Genomic DNA, 25,392 nt, shown 5'->3' with positions numbered 1-25,392 from the left:
GCTCAAAACTCCACTACTTCGCTACTGACTTCTTTAACTGATAAATTCTGTGTTACCAAATCCACTACTTCTATGTAGCCTGCTATCCCAGCTACTGTGGGAGACTCAAACATCATCTGTATAGATAGATCGAGTCCGAAAGCTGAGTTAATCTCTGACAGGACTTGGGTAGCGAGTAGCGAATGACCCCCTAGTTCAAAGAAGTTATCCTTAACGCCAATGCCTTCAACTCCTAAGATTTTACTCCAGATTTGAGCGATTTGAGCTTCAATAGGCGATCGCGGTAAAACGAAGCCAGTGGAAAGATTTCTCGTGGCTGTATCAGGCGTTGGCAGAGCGCGACGATCCACCTTGCCATTGGGGGTTAAAGGCAGGTCATTGAGAACAACAAAAGCTTGCGGCACCATGTAATCGGGTAGCTTCTGTTGGATATATTCACGCACCTGTGGCACTAGCTTTTGAACTAACTTGCCGGATAGAGGATTGTTAGTGTAGTCAGTCCAGGGTTTGGTAATGACGGCTGAAGTATCCCAAAAAGCGATCGCTGCTTGTGCATCAGATGTCTGCGTTGAACTATTGCGGCAGAACAACACATCATAACAACCATCCTGGCTACTCTCCCACCAACTTAAGTGGACGCTGTAACCGAGTTGCTGCCCCAACTGGTAAAACTGTTCTGGATTGATCCCAACTATTGGCTGTTGTGCTAATACCTGCCGCAGTTGGTTGACTGTTTCCACAGCCGGGGGATTTTCCAACCACTGCCAAATCTGTAGTGCTTGCTGTACCCGTTGATTCGGCACGCGCCTAATTCCCAACAGTTCTGGCTGCTCTTTATGCAGTTGATTTTGAATTTCTGTAAACGAGAGCTTGTCTAGTTGCCAATTTAACCAAGCAACGGTATTTGCTTGAACATTAGTACCGACATGGAGGGTAACATCATAGCGGAATTGGGTTAGCTCATTTTGCGCGTAACCACGTTTGGGCTGAATTTCTACCCAACCAATCTGGGGAAAACGTGTCTGGAGGGCAATGAAGAAACCCGGATCAATAACCAATTCTTCCTCGGCGGCCAGACTCTGGTGTACCATTCGCTGCCATTGCTCAATAGTTCTATCCGACTCTGCTTGGGACAACTGCACGGCTGCATGGTATTGCTCCAGTAATGGCAAGCTGCGGACATCGCCCACGAAAATCGTACCCTGTTGAGTAATTGTGGCAATCGCTCCTTCTAAAACCTGCAACAGATACTCAATGCTGGGGAAATACTGCACTATTGAGTTCAAAACAACAGTGTCGAATTCTCCTTGCGGGATGCCTTCAAAGTTATCTGCCATTTGGTGCAGCAGGCGCACATCTTCTAGACCCTCAACTGTGCTGCATATCTGCTCAACGTGCTGTATGGCGGCGATAGAATAATCGGTTCCCCAATACTGTTGAGAGTGCTTAGCCAGACGAGATAGCAGTAAACCTGTTCCACAACCAATTTCTAATACGCGCTGAGGAAAGTTAGCTTGAATCCGGCTGACTGTACTCTCAACCCACTCCTGCATTTCCAGATCGGGAATTGGCTGTCTGGTATAACTACTGTTCCAACCAGCAATATTAAATGTGAGGTCATCTGTGGAGGTTTGATTTTGGCTGTAGAGTTGTTCATAGAGCGTTTGCCAATCATTAACATACTCACTCTGCCATTGCGCAACCTGCTGGGGTAATGTTTGACGATGAAGTGCAGGAACTAAATATGCTACCAGACGTTTATCGCCAGGGGTGTCTTCTCTTACAACCACAACACTCTCTTGCAACAAGGGGTGTTGACTCAAAACTGTTTCAATTTCTCCCAACTCGATACGGAAACCCCGTATCTTCACCTGATAATCGATCCGACCGAGAAATTCAATATTCCCATCACTCAGGTAACGTGCCTTATCTCCAGTTTTGTAGAGGCGGGAACTGGGGAAGGTGGGGCCCCCTCTGCGGATAAGGGGTAATGGGGATTGGGAATCAGGAAGAATGTCTCCTCCTCTGCCCCCCGGCTCCTCTGTTCCCCTGCCTCTTAAGAAAGGATTAGGAATAAATTTTTGGACAGTTAACTCTGGTTGATTGAGGTATTCTTTTGCTAGACCATCACCCCCAATGTAGAGTTCTCCTGGTACACCAACGCCCACAGGCTGTAGTTGAGGATCTAATAAATAGATTTGTGTGTTGGAAATTGGCTGCCCGATGGGAATAGTTGTAGCGTCTTCCGGGACATCCTGCACTAAATACCAGGAACTAAATGTGGTATTCTCTGTTGGCCCATAAACGTGCAGTAATCGCTGTGGCGCACCATTTTCCAGTACTTCTTTCACCCATTTAGGATCGACAGCTTCACCTCCAAATAGGAGATGTCTTAGTGAATTGAAAGCATAGGGGACTTCCTGAGCAATTTGATTGAACAAGGCAGTTGTCAAGAATAATACGCTGATTTTATGCGATCGCATAAAGGCGGCGAAATCTTTGGGCGAAAGAGCTAAATCTTTGCTCACCCCTACCAACCTTGCTCCGTTTAGTAGCGCTCCCCAAATTTCAAAGGTAGCTGCGTCAAAGGCGTAATTTGCAGCTTGGGCAATGACATCTGTGGGTTCTATATTGATGTAGTTTGTATTGATTACCAAGCGATTCACGGCTCGGTGAGTCACAGCTACTCCTTTGGGTTTCCCTGTGGAACCTGAAGTGTAAATTACATAAGCGAGATTATCGGGTGTTACTTCTGCTATGGGGTTTTGCTGGCTGAAGAGAGCGATCGCATCTGCATCAGTATCAAAGCAGACAACACGCGCTTGGTGTTTGGGAATTGCATCGGTTAATTTCTGTGTTGTCAACAATACCGATATCTGAGTGTCTTCTATGATGAAAGCTAAACGCTCTTGAGGATAATCTGTATCCAAAGGCACATACGCCGCACCCGCCTTGAGAATTGCCAATAACCCGATCACCATAGATACAGAACGTTCGACACAAATACCCACCAGAACACCTGGTTTCACGCCCAGTTTTTGCAGATAATGTGCTAGTTGATTTGCCTGTGCATTCAACTCCTGATAAGTGAGCTTTTGTTGCCCAAAAACCACCGCGACTGCATCAGGAGTTTGTTCGGCTTGGACTGCAAACAAATCATGGATACATTGGCCTGCTGGATAATTCGTTTGGGTGGCGTTCCACTCTACTAACAATTGCTGCCTTTCTTGTGCTGTCAGTAGAGGTAATTGGCTGACTGGTTGTTCTAAGTTAGTAACGATCGCCGTTAATAAATTTTGGAAATGTTTCATCATCCGGGCGATCGTCGCCGCATCAAATAAATCGCTGCTGTAACAGCAAAAGCCCTCAAGACCTTCAGGAACTTCCCAGAAGTGAACTTCTAGGTCAAACCGCACCGCCTCAAGCCCCCAATGCATTTTATCGACCCTTAAACCAGGCAAATCCCAAGGGTTGGTTGGCGCATTCTGAAGGGCAAACATCACTTGCACCAGTGGGTTGCGATCTAGGTTGCGATCCAGTTGCAACTCTTCAACTAACATCTCAAAGGGTAAATCCTGATGATCGTAAGCGTTTTGAGTCACCTGTCGCACTTGCTCCAGCAAGGCTTTCAAGGTCAGTTCTGAGGACAGATCGAATCTCAATGCCAGAGTATTGACAAAAAAGCCAATTAACCCTTCAATTTCTTTACGATTGCGATTTGCGATCGGGGAGCCAATTACAAGATCCGTTTGACCACTGTAGCGAGACATTAACACGACAAATCCCGTCAACAGTGTCATAAACAGAGTCGTTCCAGACTTGTGGCTCAGTTGTCTAAGCCGAGAGGTGAGCAAGGCATCTAGTTGAAATCGCTCTGTTCCTCCTCGAAAAGTCTGGATAGCTGGACGGGGGCGGTCTGTAGGCAATTCTAACAAAGGTGGCGCTGCCGCTAACTGTTGTTTCCAGTAAGTTAACTGAGGTTCAAGTACCTGAGTTGTCAGCCATTGGCGCTGCCATAAGGTAAAGTCGGCATACTGTACAGATAACTCTGGTAATTCAACCGCATTACCCGTGGTAATAGCTCGATAATGGGCAGACAATTCGCAGTTCAAAACGCCTATTGACCAACCATCAGCAGCAATATGGTGAATGGCTATCAGTAGTACATACTCGTCAGTCGCAACTTGCCACATCTTGACCCGCAACACCGGATCTTTAGTTAGATCGAATGGTTTGTAGGCTTCTTCGATCGCTAGTTGCTCTACTTGTTTCCAGGGGTCTGCCACATTTTGTAGATCCATCACTGGTAATGTTATGGCTATATCAGGGGCTATTACCTGTATTGGCTTGTCATGCTTGATCTCAAAACGAGTTCGCAGAACTTCCTGCCGCCGCACCATCTCCCCAACCGCTTGTTCCAAAGCTTTGATATTGAGATTCCCCACCAAACGCATGGCGAAAGGCATTGTGTAAGCACCACTTTCGCCTTCTAAGTGATGAAGAAACCACAGGCGCTCTTGCGCCCAAGATAAAGGTATGTCTTGTCTTTTGGAAACGGGTAAAATTGCCGGAAGCATCAGACTCGAACCTGTTTTAAGTTCACGTAAGATAACTTCACTTAACTGTGCGATCGTCGGTGACTCAAATAGCGATCGCAAGGGCAATGAAATCCCAAAAGCTTCTGGTAAGCGGGAAATAACTTGAGTAGCTAGCAGGGAATGTCCCCCTAGTTCAAAGAAGTTATCATGAATGCCAACTTGCTCTACTTTTAGGACTTGCGCCCAAATTTGTGCCAGCATTTCCTCAATTGGAGTGCGCGGAACGATATATTTTTCTAGCAGTGTCCTGTCTAAGTCTGGTTTTGGCAGTGCGCGGCGGTCTACTTTGCCGTTGGGAGTCAGGGGTAAAGATTCCAGCAGCACAAAAGCACTTGGCACCATGTACTCTGGTAGCTTTGCCTTGAGAAAGTGACGCAGTTGTTGGACTGTGGAAGATTCTTCTACCTGTGCCACTACATAAGCAACTAAACGTTTGTCGCCTGGTTCATCCTCTCGCACCACCACCACACTTTCCCACACGTCTGGGTGAGAAACCAGTGATGCCTCAATTTCTCCCAATTCAATGCGGAAACCACGAATTTTAACTTGGTGGTCAATTCTGCCTAAATATTCAATATTGCCATCAGAACGATAACGTGCTAAATCACCCGTTTTGTATAAATATTTTCCGGCTTCAAAGGGGCTAGAAATAAATTTTTCTTGAGTCAATTCGCGTTTATTCCAATAACCACGCGCTAATCCCACACCACCAATGTGTAACTCACCACTTACTCCAATGGGAACAGGTTGTAAATTTTTCTCTAAGATATATATCTGTGTATTGGCAATTGGACGACCAATAGGAACAATTTTCTCATTCCTATTGGGTTGACAAGCCCAAAAAGTTACGTCAATTGCCGCTTCTGTTGGACCATAAAGGTTGTGTAACTCGGCGTTTAATTGTTCTAAGCAGCGTTGTTGTAGGTTAAATGATAGCACCTCACCACTACAAATTATCCGTTTAATACTACTACATTTATTTATTCCTGTTTCTTCTAGAAAAACTTGCAACATTGAGGGTACAAAATGAAGTGTAGTAATTTTTTCTTTAGCAATTAGTTGAACTAGATAACGGCTATCTTGATGTCCACCTGGTTGGGCTATAATTAAGCTTGCACCTGTCAATAAAGGCCAGAAGAATTCCCAAACTGAGACATCAAAGCTGAATGGTGTTTTCTGTAAAACTTTTTCGGTTGCTGTTAGTTGATATGTATCTTGCATCCATAATAGACGGTTACACAAGCCTTTATGAGTGTTCATTGCACCTTTAGGCTTTCCTGTGGAACCGGAGGTGTAAATTACATAAGCTAAGTTTTCTGCTGTAACTTCACTAGTTGGGTTTTCAGGGCTGTAAGCAGCAAATTCTTGATAGTCGGAGTTAATGCATACAACTTGCGCTTGGTGTGGCGGTAGTTCTTGGACTAGATGTGGTTGCACTAACAGCACCGACACTTGAGCATCTGCCAACATGAATGCTAAACGTTCTTTGGGATAAGTAGGATCTAAAGGTACATAAGCACCACCTGCTTTGATAATTGCCAATATCCCAATTACCATCTCTAAAGAGCGTTCCATACAGATGCCAACCAATACGTCTGGTTTCACATCTAGAGTTTTGAGATAATGGGCGATTTTGTTAGCGCGTTGATTTAACTCTTGGTAGGTAAGTTTTTGATTTTCAAAGATGAGAGCTATCGCATCTGGTGTACGTTCTACCTGCTGCTCAAATAACTGATGGAGACACTTATCACCAGGATAGTCTACTTGAGTGTTGTTCCACTCCACCAACAATTGATGACGTTCTGACTCAGTTAGCAAAGGTAATTCACCAACTTTCTGATTGGGATCGCTGACTATTGTTTCTAACAAAGTCTGGAAATGAAGAGTCATCCTAGCAATTGTATCTGCCTCAAACAAATCGCTGTTATATTCCCACGAGCCAATTAATCCCTTTTGTGTCTGCCAGATTGAGAGGCTCAAATCGAACTGAGATGTACCCCGCTCTAGCATCTCTGGAGTCAGACTAATATCAGGTAACTCTAAAGTATCGAGGGAAAAATTTTCCAAAACAAACATCACTTGAAACAAGGGGTTGTAGCCAAGAGAACGTTCTGGCTGTAGTGCTTCTACCACTTGCTCAAATGGTACGTCTTGGTGTGCATGGGCATTCCAGACAACAGAGCGAACTTGTTGGAGGAATTGAGAGAAACTAGGATTCTCTTCAATCTGAGTCCGCAACACCAAAGTATTTACAAAACACCCAATTAGTGGATCAATTTCTTGACGATTGCGGTTAGCAAAAGGTGAACCGATACAAATATCATCTTGACCACTGTAACGATGGAGTAAAATACCAAAAGCTGCCAGCAGGGTCATAAACAAGGTGACACCTGACTTCTGGCTGAGGATTAGTAGTTGAGAGGTTAAATGCTCTTCAATTTGAAATTTTTTGGTAGCACCAGAAAAAGTCTGGACTGGTGGCCGCGGATAATCCGTTGGCAACTCCAATAAGGGCGGTGCGTCAGCTAACTGTTGTTTCCAGTACTCAAGTTGCTTTTCTTGAACTTCTTTAATTAACCATTTGCGTTGCCAAACGGCAAAATCAGCGTATTGTATCGTTAACTCTGGTAAGTGATTTGGTTGCCCTTTAGTAAAAGTATGATAAAGGACTTCTAACTCTTTGAAGAATATTCCCATTGACCAGCCATCAGTAATGATGTGATGCATGGTCAAAATTAACAAGTGAGATTCTACTTCCTGGCGCAGTAGAGTGGCTCGCAACAAAGGAATATTATCCAAGTCAAAGGGTTTGCGAACTTCCTGAGTGACTATTTGTTGCACTGAGGCTTCTGCTAAACCCTGCAAGTCTATCACAGGGATATTTATAGTAACAGCGGACGCGATCGCCTGAAAAGGGATGCCCTCTCTCACAGGAAAGCTAGTTCGTAAGGCTTCATGACGGCGGATAATTTCGTTGATACTCTGTTCTAAGGCTGTCACAGACAGCTTTCCAACAATCCGCACTTGTAGACTTTCATTATAAAATGGGCTTTCCTTATCTAATTGATAAAGAAACCACATCCTTTGTTGAGCAAAAGATAAAGGCAACTCCTCATCCCTAGAAACAGGCACTAAAGGGAAAGAGTTAGATTGTGTAGCTGTTTGAGCTTCTTTGAGAAAAGCAAGGATTTCTGTTTTTCGCTTTTTAAGTTCCTGCTGTATCTCTGCTGTCATTACTCCTTTAGGAGCGCGACAGCCAAGTTGATCTCCGTCAATCCAGATTTGTACGCCTTTTGTTTGCAGATTAGCTAAAAACTGTTCTGTTATCATATCCTTACTTCCTCATATTCTTCTGCGAGTGCGTCAATATGTCCAGTCTTGTCCTGAGTTACCCCTAAAATCGCCTCAAGGCTCTGGGCTAAACTGGCGATAGTGGGTGATTTAAACAAACGCTGTAGCGACAAATCTAAAGAAAAATCTTCGCGTAAGCGAGAAATCACTTGGCCAGCTAAGAGAGAATTCCCTCCCAACTCAAAAAAGTTGTCGTGAATGCCTAAATGTGGCACTTTCATCACTTCCTGCCAACATTGAGCAATTTTGCACTCTATCTCGTTGCGTGGTCCTATTCGCTCTCTAATTTCCGGAGTGTTGATTCCTTTAATTAGGCTCGCGCGATCAATTTCGCCGTTTTCGAGACAAGGCATTTGGGGCAGTTGTACTAAATTGCAGGTGCAAAAAGTTCCAAAGCAATCTTGCACTTGCAAGTCTGGTAATTGAACCTCGTTACTACTGGCAGTGAAATAAGCAGTCAACTTCTGCAAATTAAAAGCTGACGACTGCCAACGTTGAATGTTTTGGTTGCTGCCATCCAAACCTATCAATAGATGGGTTTGCTGATGTTGTAAGCTGGCAAGCATTGAAGATATTGCTTGAGAAGAAGACATCACATAGAAGCCTTTGGCGCGGAGCAAATTCTTCATCTGATATCCTTGACTCATCCCTGTTTCATCCCACATACTCCAACCAAAACAATAGCTTGCTAATTCACTCTGGGAATTTTGGTAATAACAAAAGCGATCGAGAAAACTATTGGCAGCAGCATAAGCACCAACAGCCGTGCTGCCAAAAAAACCGTGCGCTGAAGAAAAGTTAATAAAAATGCTGCCCTTATTGTCTTTCACCAATTGGTGCAACGCCCAAGTACCCAACACCTTAGGACGCAGTATTGCTGCTAAGTTCTCCTGAGTTTCTTCAAGTATAAGTTGTTCGTGGAAAGTTCCGGCTAAATGAATTATTCCATCTAGGTTATTACCCCATCGAGATTGAGCTTTTTCAACTATTATCTGCAATTGTTTCAAGTCACAGATGTCAATAGCTTCGTAAATTACCTCTCCTCCAAGCTGTTCTAGTTCCTGATAAGCTTTGAGGCGTTGTGCAATTGTATCTGTTTTCTCGTGATTAGCCTTCCAAGTACTTTTATCTGGTAGAGGAGTTTGGCCAACCAACAGTAACCGAGCTTGGTAATATTTCAGCAAATACCGCGCAATTTCAATACCTATACCACCGAGTCCTCCGGTAATTAAATAAGTTCCTCCTTGCTTGAAGCTGACTGGGGATTTAGGTTTTTTAGTCCAATCAACTTTTTCTAGGCGAGGAACTAAACGCTGCCCATTCCTGTAAGCTACCTCTCGTTCTTTAGAGGAAACTTGCATCTCTTGCAATATATAAGCTCCATTTGTTTCAACTTCACTGAAAGGCAAATCAATGTGACAACAGTTCAACCAAGGTAATTCTTGAGGAATGGTTTTAAGAAGCCCTAATACTGCTGATTTTTCGTAAGCTATTGGGTCAGATGAGGAAATGGACTGGATATGACTGGAAATAAATGATAATTGCACCGAATGGTCAAAACCTTGAAGTTTGGCTAAAGCTTGAACCAAGAACAATAGACTAAATATTCCAATTTCCTGTGCTTGTTCGAGAGCATCCAAGCTTTTGACTTCGCCGCTATATCGGTCATAAGTCCATAGGTGAAGTATTTGTCCGATGATTATGTTATCTGCAGCCAAGGATTGGAGTAATAGTTCGTAGTCCTTGGATTGTCCTGGAGTTATCGCGTAGCTTGAACGATTAATTTTACGAAAATCTTCTCCGGGTGAAACAGTTATATATGGCAGATTACGCTCTGATAATATCTGACATAAATATGCTCCTAAGCCGAATGAATCTATAAATACTAGAGTGGAATTAATAACAGTTAAAGAAGAATTATAAGTTATGGGATTTTTGGGCTGCCATACTTGACGGTAAAACCAGTCGGGAATGGTATTGGCGTTACGCAATAATATATCAATTCGTTTAATAAGGGATTGAAATTCACCTGTTTTGAAGCGGTGACTCAATTGCGATCGCTGGATTTTACCAATAGCGGTTTTAGGAATAATTTCTTGATTTACTGGAATTAGATAATCTGGGTTTATTCCCACCTTATTGACAACAGAAGTGCGAATTTCCTTAAGCAGATTTACTAAATTACCATCATCAGAAAGAGAAGTATTGAAAAAGATAGCTAGTTTATCAGTATTGATTCCTGGTTGTCTCACTGCACAGGCAGCTGTATAAGAAACTTCTACTCCTTTAACTTCTTCAACGGCGGCTTCGATTTCGTGACAGTAGTAGTTGAGGCCATTAATGATAATTACATCTTTCTGCCGTCCAGTAATAGTTAAATGACCTTGAGAGAGAAATCCTAAATCTCCCGTATTAAACCAACCATCGGGGGTAAAAATTTCTTGGTTTGCCTGTGGATTCTGATAGTAACCAGAAGTGACAGATGCACCTTTGACTTGTAAACGACCAATCGTACCTTCTGTAACTATCTCTTCGTTTTCATCAACAATCCGCAGTGAAGCGCCAGCAATGGGAAGTCCAAGTTCTACAAATAAAGCGTCATCTGATGAAGTTTCTAGAGAAAAGCTCTCAGAGTAAGTAATACCAGAAGAGGTTTCGCTCATCCCAAAGGCTGGATGAATCGCATTCGTTGGTAAACCATAACGGCGAAGCAGCTTTAAAAAACTCCTGGCTATCTTAGTGACAATGGGTTCCCCAGCGTTAATTATAAAACGCATCGACGATAAATCCCAAGGTTTTTGGTGAAGAGCGATCGTGCGATACCGTTCGCGCAGCATTTCGTAAGAAAGGTCGCCAAGGGCATCGCAGATTAGTGAAAAGGCAAAATTAGGTGCCCAACTAATCGTAGCTTGGTGTTTATCAATCAAATCTAGCCACAACAACGGATTTTGGACAATCAAGTTAGTGGGTACATGAATTTGCTGACAACCTAAGTCAACACCCATAATGCTCAAGGAAACTAGCGCACCCACATGATCCAGAGGCATCCAGTTTAAAATGCTTTCCTGATTGGAAAAATTGCCCATCAAAACTAAGCCACCTGTCATACTCAATAAATTGCGATGATTTAGCATCACACACTTTGGTATACCAGTGCTGCCAGAAGTCAAAAACAAAATCGCTAAATCTTCTGGCTGACTTTGATGCAAATTGAAATCCGCTTCGCACTCACGCAACTTCTCAATAGTTGCAACTTGAAATTTTTCTAAATTCAGAAACTTTGATAAGTCATCAATATTGGACGCTAAAGAAGCGTTGGTTAGTACAAGGGGTTTGCCCAGCATCTGCCAAGTGTTTTGAAGTTTGCTGGTGATAGTATTAGCTAGTTCGTAGGTCGGGGCAATGGATATTGGCACTGGAACAAAGCCCCCTAGCACACTACCCCAAAAAGCACAGAGAAATTCTTGGTTGTCTTCTAGTTGAAAAATTACTTTATCTTGGGGCTTTAGTCCTAGCTTTCTGAATCCAGCTAAAATCCGTTGAGCATCTTGCCATAATTCTCCATAAGATTGAACTTTCTCGCTACCATCAGACTGAATGTAAATGATACCTTGAGTTGAATGTTGGGCAGTTCGTTGTAGTAGTTCTTTTAAAGTTTTAGGAGCGTCTTCGGGGTATTGCAGTGGTTCCCCATGACTAATAGCTAGCTTTTTTGACGAGGACAGCTTCTTGTTTTCTATCTTCTGACTAAGTATAGTTGCTTGTACCTTTTGCTGGCTATCTTCAGAAGCGAGCGCTTGAGTGTTACCTAGCAAATCTTGTAAGTGGACAGAAGGAATACTTCTAATAAAAGGTTCAACAACCACCGCAACACGTTCAATTTCTGACAATGACTTTAGTTGCTCCTCTATCCGAGCCATTAAGTCAGAGTCAATAATTTCTAAACTGGCTAGAGCAGCTTCATCTACCTGCCCTGTATTCGTTAGGGGTATGGTGGAGACTGGTACCAGTGCTGTGGGTATCAATTTGCTAGGCAGAATTGTTTTCAGGTGAGACAAAAATTGTTCTGGTACAAATAAGCTTGAGGGAACTATATAGGCAACTAATTCCTGTTTTACCTTTTCTATTTCTCTCTTGATAACTACACAATCATCTACAGCTAAACTCGCTCGAATAGCAACTTCTATTTCTCGGTCTGTAAAACTTTTGTTACTTAAATTTTCTAAGATTTGACTAGAATTATCTAACTGCATTAGCTTCTATTTCCAATTTCAATCTTACTATGAATTAAAATGATTACTAACTTGGAAGCAAAATCATAATTTATTTGTAAGTAAATGGAGAGGAAAAACTCAACTATGTAACGCTACATTAAGAACTAGCCGACTGGAACGTGAAACGTTCTGTAGTCCGATCTTCAACTTGATTATGGCTTCTACACCGTCCATCACGGCATAAGCAAGCTCTAACTCGTTTTCAAACATCTATCCTACCAGTTTATGGGTTTTGAGTTGATGCCATTCCGACTCAATCAGATTCATTTGAGAGCAATTGGCCGACAAAAAGAACCATGAGTTATTTAGTAAACTAGATAATGGCTTTCCTGTCAAGGTCTTAGGTCTACTAAAACTGATTTTCCAAGAGAAGCAGAAATTAGTCCAGTGCGGCAAGTGGACAGCCAAAGGCTACAGCATATTGGGTTAAACGCTCAGCTTGCCTTTCTAGATTGGATTTGTTCTCCGAACTAGACACGCTTACATAAATGCAAGCGACTGTCGTATACGCAACACTCGCTTCAACGTCAATCAAGATGGTTCCTGGGGGAAGCTGGCGATCTTTAATAATCCCCTGTTTCCAGCAGTTCCATGCAATTAGGTAACTAACGCCTTCAGATGAGAGCGTAGTCAGATAGTTTCATGCGGTAATTTTATCGACCAGCAAATATATTACCGCATATTTAAATAAAATTTGTGTATTATGGTCTAACGAGAATCATACTGGTGGACAAATCCCTCACCCTAGCAAAACTCTCATTAACATGAGCGAATTCATCCATGAACCCAGTTTTGGCCTGGATCTCTAATAAAACTTCCGGTAAATCAACCGGGGGCCAAAGCTTCAACCTGCTCCTTGAGTTGGAGGTAGCTCTCCGGTTCTGCCAATTTATCCAGATTGCTGATAGTTAGCCTCTGGCGACCTTTAGCTAATTCAATTCTGACAGCAGCATTGTTGGGGAGGTTGTTGGCAGGGCGCTGATAGGCTCTATCCAGTTGTTGTTTTAGATTTGCAGTTCCGGAATGGGAGTGGGTTGCAGGTTTAAAGCCCGACAAACATGAGAGCGGGCTGACTCCAAAGCCTGCCCTTGTAACAATTTAGCCTAGTGATTGCTCCACCGTTCACTGGGACTGACAAATAAGTCGCGGCGACGCAATCCTTCTACTAATCGCTCTATGATACAGAAGGTATAGGCGCGACGGTCGATTTGGCCGTTGGAACTGAGCACCCAGTACACCCAACTTTTACCGATTGCAGAAAGCGGTGCTGCCTTCATGTACGGCTTGGTTTTTCCTTCAATGGATTGGAGAAAACGCCAAGCGGTTAAGATAGGGGCTGACCTGCCATATTGGCTTGAAAATCTATTGTTCGCAGTTCCGATTTTTTCTACGACTCGCTTTGAACTTATAAGCTGTTGTGCATTTAAATTGTATATTTCGAGTCCCGATCAAAAATCGTCAAATCCTCTCCCCCTCTCCCCTTCACCCCCTCTCCCTCTCTAATACCATAGGCAATCTAGATGCAACACAGCTTATTATTGAGATCGCCTCCAGCAGTCACGCTTTACACATTAGGTTGAGATAACGCCTAATCTACCATAGCTTTCGTAGCTTCAGACAGGTATCCCTGTTGTCAATATGATGGAGCTATGTAATAGCTAATTTCCAGGAAAACGCTAGGTAAACCTGTACTATCTGAGATAAATTTAACCATATACCCTTAATCTATTACCCATTTCAATACCTCCGGGTTTTTGTTATAGCGGTAGGTTACACCATCCTTAGTAGTAACAGACTTTTGTTGACTAGCCTTGGTTCTGATCGTAGTAAGAGAATAGTCTGTTAATGTCTGAAGCTCTTTATGAGAAAGTCCTATAATTGTGGGACTTGCTGCTGATTCTAGCTTTATTTTAAGTTCATTTTTATGGTAAATATCTATCCTAACTTGCTCCTTGTGTGATGGGTTAACAACAATTCCTTTTTGCAACCGATAATCTTGTATAGAAACAAGTTGCCAATTAGATTCTTGTGAAAGCTCTAACACCCATTGATGATAATTAAATAAGCTTTCTCTATGACCAACGCTGATAAAAGTTGTTTTCGTGGATTGTAATTGTTGATATAAATTACATTCGTTATTTAAATCTAAAGCACTCGTTGCTTCATCTAAGATAGTGAAACTAGGACGTGTAATTAATAGCCGCGCAAAAGCGAGGCGTTGTTGTTCTCCTAAAGACAATATATTTTCCCAAGGAACTTCTGTATCAAAGCCATCTACGCGGGTAAGTAAGTGTTGCAGGTTAACTTGTTGCAAAATGTGTTCAAGTTCGCGATCGCTAACTTCCCTGTCTGTGTGAGGATAGAGCAACTGTTCGCGCAAAGTCCCTAAAATGATATAAGGCCGTTGGGGTAAGAATAATACTTCTTTTAGGGGAGGACGCACTAGACGGCCAGTCCCCGCATTCCACAAACCAGCGATCGCTCTTAATAAGGAACTTTTACCCCTACCACTAGGGCCAACAATCAATAGCCCTTCACCTGGCTGGACAGCAACTGACAAATTTTCAACAATCACCTGTTCGTAATTTGGCGTTTGTAAAGTGACATTCTCAAAAGCTAACCGTTTTTCTTCTAGAATTTTAATAGTACTGACATTCTCTGGTTGTTTACTAGCAGCCTGTAGCACATCTGAAAACTCTGCTAAACGCTGTACATAGCCCGAAAATCGCCCTGAACTCCCAAACTCTGCTATTAGTTCTCCTAGAGCATTAGAAAACATAAAGCAAGCAAAACTAGCTTGGTTAATTTGTCCATAGTCAATTTGATCCTGAAGAAATAAAGGTGTAAGAATGAACATCGAGAATACGCTAATGGCAGACTGATATGCTCGACCAAAAGCGTCTTGTCCCCTCTCTAAATTTAGCCTGCGTTCAGCAGTTTTTAAAACATTATTAAATCGGCGCTTAATTATATTTAATTCTTCATCTTCTCCCTGAAAAAAAGCGATAGATTCAGCGTGATTACGAACATGAGTTAAGCAATAGGCAAAATCTGCTTTAAATGCAAGTTCTTCTTGGTTAACTTTATTTATTCCTTGATTCAAGTAAACAGCTATTAAATTACCTACAATTGTATAAATAATTAAATAAATTGCGATTTGTGAAGAAACTGTCCATAGAATTATCAAAGAACTTCCCATTTCTAGAGATTTTTCTAGTAAAGAAGATGATAATCTCAAGCCAATGCTTGTAATAGGTTCTATTTCTTGGGATAAGCGTTGGTCTGGATTATCTATATCAGATTTAAAATTGATTTTATAATAAGCTTGATTGCTTAAATATTTTTCTACAACATGAAAATTTAGCCATTTGTACCAGTCAAGAATTATTTTTTTTCTGACATATCTCAAAAGAGTCACTAACAAGACCATGCCTACAATAATGAGACTGGACACCCATAAAGTACTATTATATTTATCAAGGTCTCTTTGTTCAATAACGATATCAACTACATAGCGATTCCAATAACTATTTGCAGCATTTGCACCAACACTTATGAGTATTAATAATACTAAGAGAATGAGCATTCCCCATGAGCGAATCACATCTGAAAAGGCTCTTCCTTCTGCTTTTGTTGGATACCAATAAGGTTGAGCAACTAATTTCACATCCTGCCAAAATTGAATCAAGGCTGAAAAAGGATTTGTTGTGTTTTGCTCAGGCACAGGTGGAGTTTGCATATTCTAAAAATGTAGCCGTTACTAATTGCACTAGGAATTTTAAAATAGCTTTTGAGAATCAAGTTATACTCAGAAGCTCTTTTTCTTTTTAGAAAATGTCTGAAAACTTTTATGGTGTTGTATTCGAGATTTGTAGATCCCCCTAAATTCACTTTTTTTAGGAGGACTTTAAGTGAACTATCGGATGTAATCGCAAAATGGGTTAAGCCAACATCAATATCTACAGCTTTAGCTTGACTACCGATCTCAGGCTCCGCTAATCCATCATCAAACAACAAAGAGGTATAATACTTCCTAGCCTTGCTCGTGCTGACGGTGACGGTTTTCAATTTACCGTCAAAGATGCGGTGAATTCTTGCCTTCACATCACCAATTTTAGGCAGCTTAATCGCTCCGTCTAACAACTTAACGTGCTGGGGGTACTGAATCGACTGCTTACCATGCTTGCTTTTGAAATTGGGGTATTTAGCCCGTCCCTCAAAAAAATTGATGAACGCCTGTGACAGATTTAACGACACCCACTGAAGCACTTGAGAGTAGCACTCAGCTAACCAGGGAAACTCTTTTTTGAGTTGGGGTAGACAGTCGTTGTATCCCAGTCTTGATAACCCCTTACCTGTTACCTTGTAGGTTTTGTTGTTAAGGTTCAGAGCATAATTCCACAACCCTCTAGCGCAGCCAAAAGCCTTTGATAAAGCTACTTGTTGCGGCTGAGATAGATAGATTCTGACTTTAACAACGTTCCTCATTGTACCTGACTGGGGTGGCGGCACAATTGTACTTTAGCACAAAAAATATCCGTGGTAAATTGCATAGATAGTCAATCGGCGCGGCATCGAACTGCTCCGATTGACTCGCCTCTCATCCCCACTCACAAGGGGATAGGATGAGAGGCGAATTTTTAAATTTCCTCCCTTTTTAAGGGGGGCCAGCTACGCTGTAAGCGTTAAGGTAGGGTAGCAACTGGCGTGGCTTAGGGGGGGCAAATCGAATGCCCTAGTATAGCACGGCGTAAATAAAGCAACTATTTCAAATCGTTCAAAAGCTTGTCTTCTAAGCTTTTTGACTTTAGAACGCCAGTTGCTACCCGGAGGGAACGCTAAGAGCGAACAAGTCGGCAGAGCCTCCCAACGCACTGGCTCCTTTTGACTTCCGCCTTGCGGTACTAGGTTAATGGTTCGTCATCAATTTCGACTGTTCTCGGAAAAGGGCCTTGGCCAGGCTCAGTAACTACTACTGGGCTAATATGATGTTTCAGTTTGAGTTTTAACTCATCTGAAATGGGCAATTCTTGAATTTCTTTGAGAAGAAATCTGACAAGTTCAGTTTTGCTACGTTCTTTATAGATGAGCTTGAGAACGTTTTCAATTCCAAATGCCGCTATATATTCCCCTACAACACCTACCAACCCAAGCAAGCCTAAACCTCCTAGGAGGCCTAAAGGTCCGCCCAGCGATGAAAGCATAGCGACAACAGCAGTGACACTACCCCCTGATGCAGCCGTTGCAATCACGAAAAGTATGCCAGGAAGGCCCAAACCAGAAAGTTTTTTGACAAGTTCATCCATTGTACTTACCTACAATCCTTATAAAGTGAAAACATGACTAAGAGAGTCATTAGTGGACTACCGACACTCCCGCAAGCGGTGGGTGCAGGCTTCTGGCTTCATTGACAGATGCCCCTTTCCCTTTCGAGTAGGTGGTCTTAATCCGCCTCGGCTCAGCAAGAACGGGGTCCCCTCTGCCTCCCATAGATAATATCCGAATTTCTTCATTCCTTCCTTATATTCAGTCTGCATCATTGGTGACAAGTTAAGGCTCAAAGCCAGTTTTCAAGGGAATTTTCGGTCGTGGCTCAAAGAACAAAGGTTCCCCAGTGCGGACGGTCTCCAGCAAGGGAGCAATAATCAACTTGACCTTCGGTTTTCGTCGAGCTTTGACAATGCCTAAATCTCGATTTTCCTCTGCGGCAAAATAGCTTGCGGGGTCAGCAGCTAATCCCTTGTGTTGACACTCTCAGGTCTGAAGACACTGACAGTGTCAAACCACACTGCCCTGTCGGGTCAGGTATGGGACTTCTGACCGATTAAGCTAATTTTTTTGTAAGCAAGTAAAAACTTTACATTTTACCCCAGTTAGTGGGTGCAAAATGTAAGAAATATGATTTAGCCCAACAAAAGACTACACAGTTCATCGATTTGTTGATTTTTGTTAGATATTAGTCGATGGGCTATAGCTTGTAGGTGACGAGTATTTTGGACTTTGGTATTATCTATTTCTTCTAGTTCACTATCTAACAATGTTTGAAAGCGATAATAAAAACTTTTAGCTTCTCGATCGCTAGGCTCAAACAACTGTTCTAATTCTCCATCTACTACTTCACTACTACCGTCAAACATAATATTTAAAAGCGGTCTTCCCCATTGCAAAAGTCCCCAATTTTTGACTTCTTTATAAGGGTACACACTCGTCAGCGAACCTGTACCTAAAGAAACTACTAAAATATCTTCTGGATTGAGGACTTTTTGTCCTTTTCGTTTACTACTAATTTGTGCTTCTAAAATAGCTAAATGAGCTGGATTATTAGCAAATACTCCACCATCGATTAAAGTATAAATGATGCCGCTATTGTGGGGGTTTACAACCCGATGAGGAGCAAAATAAGTGGGAGTGGCACTAGTAGCCAATGCTGCATTTAGGAGCGAAAAACCCCCACATAACTTACCAAAATTCTTAGATTTTATTTGCTCCTTTTCTAGTTTGTTTGTAAAAAATATCGGAATTCGCTTCTCGATATCGTAACTCGTTACAAAAACTTCTTTGAGATTATTTTCTAGAAGAGCGGTACCAAAATATTGCCTTAAAATTTCTTCTTTGCTTTCGGAAGGATATTTTGGCTGGAGAAACATATCATCTAACGGGCCAAGTAATCTGTGAAACAACGGCTCATAAAATACTTCTACCCCATACTCAAGAAATAGCTGTAGGAGATCCTCAGCAGTGTATTCAGCTACTGGCAAGGTATCAGACGCATCAGACCTTAATCGTGGTTTAGTTAGTCCAAGTGCTAAAATTCCGCCACTGGAAGTGCCAGTAATTAAATCAAACAAAGTGAATATAGGCTTTTGTGTCCGCCTTTCAATTTCTGCTAGAAGTAAGGCAGGAATAATGCCCCGAATACCGCCTCCATCAATGGAAAGTATTTTATATTTGGGACGAGCTTTTGTATTCATAGTTTCTGGATATTCCTCCTGAATTAATATTTGTGCTTGTTGGATATTGACAGGCTCTTGACTTTGGTCTGTTTTAGTTTCCTCCTCGTGTGGCCCAAGGGCGATCGCAGTTGGAATAATCTCTGATTCTTCGCTGTTTGTTTCTGTCTGTTGGATTTCTTTTGGTTGAGCTTCGTCGTCGCTTACTAACGATACCGTTGCTGCTAATAAGTTTGTGGTTAGTGGTGAGATATTTTCTTCAGGAATAACTGCTGTCTCTGTTGGGATCTCTTCTTGAATATCTTCTTGATTGGATGATTTGGTTTCCTCCTCCTGTGGCCCAAGGGCGATCGCAGTTGGAATAATCTCTGATTCTTCGCTGTTTGTTTCTGTCTGTTGGATTTCTTTTGGTTGAGCTTCGTCGTCGCTTACTAACGATACCGTTGCTGCTAATAAATTTGTGGTTAGTGGTGAGATATTTTCTTCAGGAATAACTGCTGTCTCTGTTTCAATCGCTTCTTGAATATCTTCTTGATTGGATGATTCTGCTGCCAATGGAACTGGATGGGATAATTGTGTTGCAAATGGAATTTCTGCTAAAGTCCAAATAGGATTACCACGAAATTTTCCTTGATAGGACTTTCCAGTTTTATTTTTGACAGTTGTACCTTGCCCTTCGTCTAATTTCCAGTAAGCCACTAATCCTGATTCATCTCCGACTATTAGCCCACAACGATAAGTCTGAATTTGTGCTTGAGTACAAGGATAATTCCAAACACTAATATTTGCTAATTGTCCTTTGAAATAAACCTGTTTGTGTAACGTTGCTCCCAGAGTTATAGAACTTGTGGCTTTGTTTAAAGATGAACCTTTAAGAGAATCCTTGTATTCACGATCGTTAAGATATACGGTTAGCTGACCACTATTAAAAACAATAGCAAAAAAGTGCCATTGTCCTATAGTTAATTCTCCTTGCCCCAATGTTTTGATACCCTTGCTAACACATTCATCAATGTAGACATCTAGGCTTCCTGTTTCACTGATGCCGAATTCAAAATTATCGCTGTATTTCTCTGAAGAACGGGCAAAAAATACATTGCGCGTCCCGTAACTAGTGGCTTTATTTGTTAATTCATGCGGATTTACCCATCCTGAAACGGTAAAAGCTGAACTCCCTTGAGCGAAAACGCCACCAATATCGTTTCTGCCAAAATCTATATAATCATTTACCCCATCAAATGTTAAAACTGTTTGGGTATTTACTAGGTTGATCACAATGATTTAATCTCCAATTTCAAAGTGGTAAGGGATGTAGGCGCGGCATCGGCTACTTTGTTCTACAGGACACTACTGCAAACGTGTTTTTCAACTGAGTAGCTATAGGATAGATAGAGGACAATAAAAATACGACAAGGCTAAATCCTCTAATTTTTATTAGTCAGCAATACTTCTGCGATTGCCTGCGAAATGGGATAGTGTGGTGAATATATCTCCATCCAAAAAAATTCTCCTACTGGGTTAACTTCGAGGAATACATGGCGACCATCGGGCGTGACAATAATATCAATTGCTCCATAGTTTAATCCAAAATAAGCCATTAATTTGAGCAATTTTTTCTTAATATTTTCTGGCAAGTCGTAAGGTTGCCAATTTTCAACTAAGGCTCTTCCCTCTTTGCGCCAGTCGTAAGTAGACCCTGACAAGCTTTGGGAATCTACTGCGGCAGTAAATACGCGGTGTCCAACAATAGTTGTCCGCAACTCCAGCGCCTTGGGTACATTTTCTTGAAAGGTCATCGGACAAAAACGCAGTCCTTCCATATTCTCCAGATCATCATTTGTAACTGGAGTCGTAAACACAACGTTTTCTCCCCCCTCCTGATCGTAAATAGCAAAAGAAGAAAGCATCTTGGTAACTATACCTTGGCTACACTCTTGAGCAAATTGCTTAACTGTTTCTGGATTGTTTGAAGTTAGAGTACGCGGAGTTACAAGACCAACTTCTCGTGCAACTTGCAATTGTAGTTGCTTATTATTAGCCCGATCCACATTAGACATTTTATCAAAGTGGAATCCCTGAAGGCTGGCAATCATACCCCTGACTGTGGCACGACATTCGTTAATTGACGCATCTCTGTATTGCTTGTCCATTGAGTCGGGGATTTTTTGTCCGTAGCGCATCCGCCGATACCAAACTGAGGAGACTTCACTCAAATCTAGCTTATGTTCGCCATCAGTAATAATTACTCGTTCACTACCGCCGGAGTAAATATCTAGCTTGACTTCGGTGGGATATCTGTCTGTGTCAAACCGAAATGCTTTTTCTCCTCTAGCCTCAATTTCTTTGATGACTAGAAGAATGCTTTCGTTGTCTTTACTAAACGTGACTATTAATACGGTCATAAAAAGTATGAAAAAGTATGAAGTGTGAAGTATATAGACACCTTTTGGGTGGCTTGCCGCAGGTAATATCAAATATTAAATTTTTAATTATTCATTCTTTCTTTGAAGTAGGGCGTCTGCGATCGCACTTGCAATGGGTAAGTCTAAATCTTTTTCCAGCATTCCCCACTCCCCCACAGGGTTGATTTCCAAAAAGACGTATTCGCCTGATGGTGTGACGATGAAATCTAACGCTCCAAACAACAGCCCAAATTTCCCCATAAAGGCTTTAAGACGGCTAACTACTTCATCCGGAAGCTGGTGATGTTGCCATGCGCCAACCTCAACACCAGGTTTACGCCAATCAACTTTGGCTGCTGCATACACATCTGCATTGAGCGCCCCCACAAATACATTATCATTCACATACACTACCCGTAATTCCTGTTGCTTTGGAATTTGCTCTTGAAAAACCATGGGGCAATAGCGCAGTGACTCGGTATCTTGTAAGTCTTCTTCCTTGACGATGCTGGTGTACAGAAAAAACGAGGAGTTAGCCTCCATACTGCGGGAAAGAGCAGTTAAGAGCTTACTGACCATTTTGCCGTTGACTTGCCCGAAAAACTCTCGTGCTGCTTCCGCTTTGTTGGTAACAAGAGTCTGGGGAATACCAAAACCTACTTCAGACGCAATCCGCAATTGACGCAGCTTGTTACTTGCATAATCTATCCGCCCTAAATTATCTACCCACGTAGCTCCCTTGAGGCTGTCCCAAAAACCCTCTAAAGTTGCTTGTGATTCTCTCAAGCAAGCTTCTCGGAACTTTGGCGGTAATTCTTGACTCAGTTCTGGTTCCCAAATACGGCGCATCCATACAGCTTGCACCTGCTCTGTGCTGATAGAGTGGTTGTTATATTCTATAGTGTGGTGGCTTTTACACTTATCAAAATGTGCTGTTAATTGCACTTCTAGAGGAAATTTATCAGTATCTAGACGAAATGGTTGCACCCCTTTTTTTGATAAGGCTTCGGCCACTTTATCTATTGTGAAGAAATCACCACTGTGGGTGATTAATAAAGCAACATCACGAGACAGGTTCATAAAAAATATTTTTTTTGATTATTTTAGGATGTAGCTATTAAATAATAGCCAAAAAAGGCTTTATATAAACAAAAAAAATCAATAATTTTGGTTTATATAAAAAGCAATTACCTCCAGGTTATGGATAAGGTAATATGAAAGCGATAGCGTTTAAGAGAGTAGTTTTCAGTTATTTGATAACTGCTACTCCCTTAAATCCTGATGTAGCCAATTACAAGGTATCTTCCCGATCAGAAAAGTAATTTCTGATCGGGAAGACTAAATTATCGATCTTCCAAATCTGAAGGATACTTGTAAGTCCAAGGAACCTCTGTTCCTTCAGTAGCTTGCTTTTCCAAGAAACGCGCAAAGAATGGTACTGCTTTGACATCCACGGTTTTGACTGTGTTTGTAGGCATAGACTTTTCCTTGAAGGAATTGTTTTTACAACTAAAAATATATCACTAATTAAATGTATGTTCAGGGTCTGTTAAGATACTTAACAAGTAATTATTATAAGGTATTTAAGAAAATTAAGAAAGTTTATTAAATAAGAAAACATTATTTAATATTCCATCAATCTTAAGTAATCAATATCAAACTATAGCAATTTTATTTGATTATTGAACAAGGCGAGAATAGAAGGTTGTGCAACCAGGGGTAATACTCGTGTGTTGTCGCAAAAGTCAACCCCTTTTTGGGGGAAAAGTAGCTTCGCTGTCACCAGCCGCCACGGAACCGCTGAAATTTTGAACCCGTACACGTTGTAGAAAAATTTGCCCTCATTCAATGTGGGAGGAGTCTTTTAGCGAGTGCTTGTGGCGTTTCACGATGGCGTTCACTGTATTCTTGTCCAAGTGCAACTCCTTGGCAATAAAACGGTAAGAGCGTCCCTCGCTGACGAGTTGCAAAACTTTTGGAGCCAGTCGCTCGGCTTTGACCCGTTGTCCCGGACGCTTACCCGACTTAACACCGCGTGCGTGAGCAGCTGCAATTCCAGAACGAATGCGTTCTCCCATCGAGTCAGGTTCAAACTCTGCCAGTGCAGCCATTATTGATGCCACAAGTCTCCCCTGTGGAGTACTCAGGTCAAACTGCAATCCTGTCTGTGCGATTAGGGGTACAGCCGAGATACGATACTGTTGGCGAAACATTTCTTAACATTAGAGCGATCGTCAAGAGGCATCTGTTTGGTCATAAATAAGTTATGCGAGCTATAAACAGGCTCGAGCTATGTTACCTAAATCCACCCTCATCACACCAATTCCACAACTCATATCATGTCCGGGTACTTACCCATAATTAAGCAGCAACTGGAACTTGAGGCCACCAGTGAAAGTTTGTTAAACCCCGAATTAAATCTTGCTGTTGGAGTAATTGTTTGCAACGCTCAAATAAAACCTCTTCTAATTCATCAAGATTTTCAAATGTTCGATTAGCCAGAGGCTCATTTGTAAGTGGCCAAAGTCTTTCTGCCCGTTGTTGTTCTGGAGAGTGAGATGGCATCTCAACAATGTGAATACCTTTTGGGACTTCAAGTTTCCCGGCAGTATGCCACCCTGCTTGATCCAAAGCTAGTACAACTTGCTTTTTTTCCCCGAGCTTAAAATGTTGAGCAAAATCAGCCAACACTTGATTAAAAATTTCGGTATTTACAAAGGGTAGAATCCACCAATATGTTTCTCCAGACTGCGGATGAACAAAACCGTATAACCATAACCATTTAAATCGCCAATTAACGTTGGCTACGGGTACTGTCCATTCATCTACCCACATCCTTCTAATTATTGGTTTAAGCCCGACTCTATGCTCATCCATTGTCCAAACTGCTACATCGGCGTCGGCGTAATTTTCTTGAACTTGAGTCACCGTTTTTGCTAGTTTTTTTTTCCATTGTTCCTGTTCCGTAAAGTCTGCTTCCTGATGAGAGGGTCGAGCTACTCTCAAACGTAGTCTCATTGCCTTCAAATACTCCCAGCCTCGTTGTCTACTAACTGAACGTCCTAATAATTCACTCATCCAATTTGCAACTTTCTGTCCGTTCCAAAGCCCACCAACACTTGGAGGTGATTGTAGCGCTTGCCATAGTTGTGCTTGTTGTACATCATTCAAAAGTGTATCGGCACCTTGATGTTCATGCCTTTTATCTCCAAGTGATTTTGGACCAATGCGGTTATACCCCCAAACTAGTTCATAAATCCAACTGAGACTGTAACCAGTTATTTGTGAAACCTCTCGGCTACTTCTGCCAGATGCTAATAACCAGATAATTTGGTAATGACTTCTTTCAACAGGGTATGAAGCTTGACGGTAACGCTGTTCTAGTTCTCGTAACGATAGATGTGGTTCAATGCTAATACGTTTTGGCATTGGTCAGATAGGATGCTTTTTACAAAGGGTATACTTAGCTATTTTACTATGGTTGTACTACCGGACATGATATCACCGTTCGCGTTGCCCAAGCAGCCTTCCCTAAAGGCAACAGCTTCATGCTAATGCGCGACGCTTGACGGGGTGACAACAATAGTCAAAACATAGATAAAATCAAGGACATAGCCCTCAGACCCCTCTGAAAAAATGGTAGCTTATTACGCCTTATTCTCATTAATTCGGCAACTATTCCTTGACAAAATTCTATACCAACTACCCAACATTGACCATATAATCCAATCCAAAAACTACTATAGCAATCCTAAATCAATTGCAAAATATTATAAATTATAATAATTAGGGACTATAATAATACTTATACACTGGA

The 25,392-nt window shown here is 41.9% G+C and carries 13 protein-coding genes; all 13 read right to left on the bottom strand.

The genetic code is table 11. From position 1 onward, the window contains the following. Positions 1–2 precede the first annotated feature (2 nt). Positions 3–7,928: an amino acid adenylation domain-containing protein gene (locus tag QUB61_RS26150; RefSeq protein ID WP_333132980.1), complete on the bottom strand. Its 7,926-nt coding sequence runs from the start codon at positions 7,926–7,928 to the stop codon at positions 3–5. Next, a complete protein-coding gene (locus tag QUB61_RS26145; protein WP_333132979.1) occupies positions 7,925–12,202 on the bottom strand; it encodes an SDR family NAD(P)-dependent oxidoreductase in 4,278 nt (1,425 codons plus the stop codon). Before QUB61_RS26145 ends, QUB61_RS26150 begins: the two co-directional genes overlap by 4 nt. 846 nt (positions 12,203–13,048) lie before the next feature. Continuing rightward, positions 13,049–13,279 (bottom strand): hypothetical protein, encoded by a 231-nt coding sequence (locus tag QUB61_RS26140; protein ID WP_333132978.1) that lies wholly within the window; start codon positions 13,277–13,279, stop codon positions 13,049–13,051. Between the two features lie 47 nt (positions 13,280–13,326). Next, the gene (locus QUB61_RS26135) at positions 13,327–13,500 is read right to left on the bottom strand and encodes a hypothetical protein (protein ID WP_333132977.1); all 174 of its coding nucleotides are present in this window, start codon (positions 13,498–13,500) and stop codon (positions 13,327–13,329) included. Between the two features lie 443 nt (positions 13,501–13,943). After that, positions 13,944–15,962: an ATP-binding cassette domain-containing protein gene (locus QUB61_RS26130; RefSeq protein ID WP_333132976.1), complete on the bottom strand. Its 2,019-nt coding sequence runs from the start codon at positions 15,960–15,962 to the stop codon at positions 13,944–13,946. Continuing rightward, entirely contained in the window at positions 15,908–16,711 is an 804-nt protein-coding gene (locus QUB61_RS26125) for a transposase (protein ID WP_333132975.1), read from the bottom strand. The genes QUB61_RS26130 and QUB61_RS26125 overlap by 55 nt, the downstream gene beginning before the upstream one ends. 416 nt (positions 16,712–17,127) lie before the next feature. Further along, positions 17,128–17,529, bottom strand: a complete 402-nt coding sequence (locus QUB61_RS26120; protein ID WP_333132974.1) for a hypothetical protein — start codon at positions 17,527–17,529, stop codon at positions 17,128–17,130. Positions 17,530–18,126: 597 nt separating this feature from the next. Beyond that, the gene (locus tag QUB61_RS26115) at positions 18,127–20,448 is read right to left on the bottom strand and encodes a patatin-like phospholipase family protein (RefSeq protein ID WP_333190183.1); all 2,322 of its coding nucleotides are present in this window, start codon (positions 20,446–20,448) and stop codon (positions 18,127–18,129) included. Between the two features lie 149 nt (positions 20,449–20,597). Next, positions 20,598–21,575 carry an MvdD family ATP-grasp ribosomal peptide maturase gene (locus QUB61_RS26110; RefSeq protein WP_333132971.1) on the bottom strand — a complete coding sequence of 326 codons (978 nt, stop codon included), beginning with the start codon at positions 21,573–21,575 and terminating at the stop codon, positions 20,598–20,600. A gap of 87 nt (positions 21,576–21,662) precedes the next feature. Beyond that, complete coding sequence (locus QUB61_RS26105; RefSeq protein WP_333132970.1) at positions 21,663–22,655, bottom strand: MvdC family ATP-grasp ribosomal peptide maturase; 993 nt, start codon at positions 22,653–22,655, stop codon at positions 21,663–21,665. 263 nt (positions 22,656–22,918) lie between these two features. Then, complete coding sequence (locus QUB61_RS26100; RefSeq protein ID WP_333132969.1) at positions 22,919–23,053, bottom strand: microviridin/marinostatin family tricyclic proteinase inhibitor; 135 nt, start codon at positions 23,051–23,053, stop codon at positions 22,919–22,921. A 363-nt stretch (positions 23,054–23,416) separates the two neighbouring features. Beyond that, on the bottom strand, positions 23,417–23,788 hold the full coding sequence (locus tag QUB61_RS26095; RefSeq protein WP_333132968.1) for a recombinase family protein: 372 nt from the start codon (positions 23,786–23,788) through the stop codon (positions 23,417–23,419). 148 nt (positions 23,789–23,936) lie between these two features. Then, complete coding sequence (locus QUB61_RS26090; protein WP_333132967.1) at positions 23,937–25,004, bottom strand: IS630 family transposase; 1,068 nt, start codon at positions 25,002–25,004, stop codon at positions 23,937–23,939. Positions 25,005–25,392 lie beyond the last annotated feature (388 nt).

It is taken from the genome of Microcoleus sp. C2D2 (assembly GCF_036702495.1).
Taxonomy (GTDB): domain Bacteria; phylum Cyanobacteriota; class Cyanobacteriia; order Cyanobacteriales; family Microcoleaceae; genus Microcoleus.
Note: the sequence above shows the minus strand (reverse complement) of the source record. Positions and strands in the feature narration are given on the sequence as shown.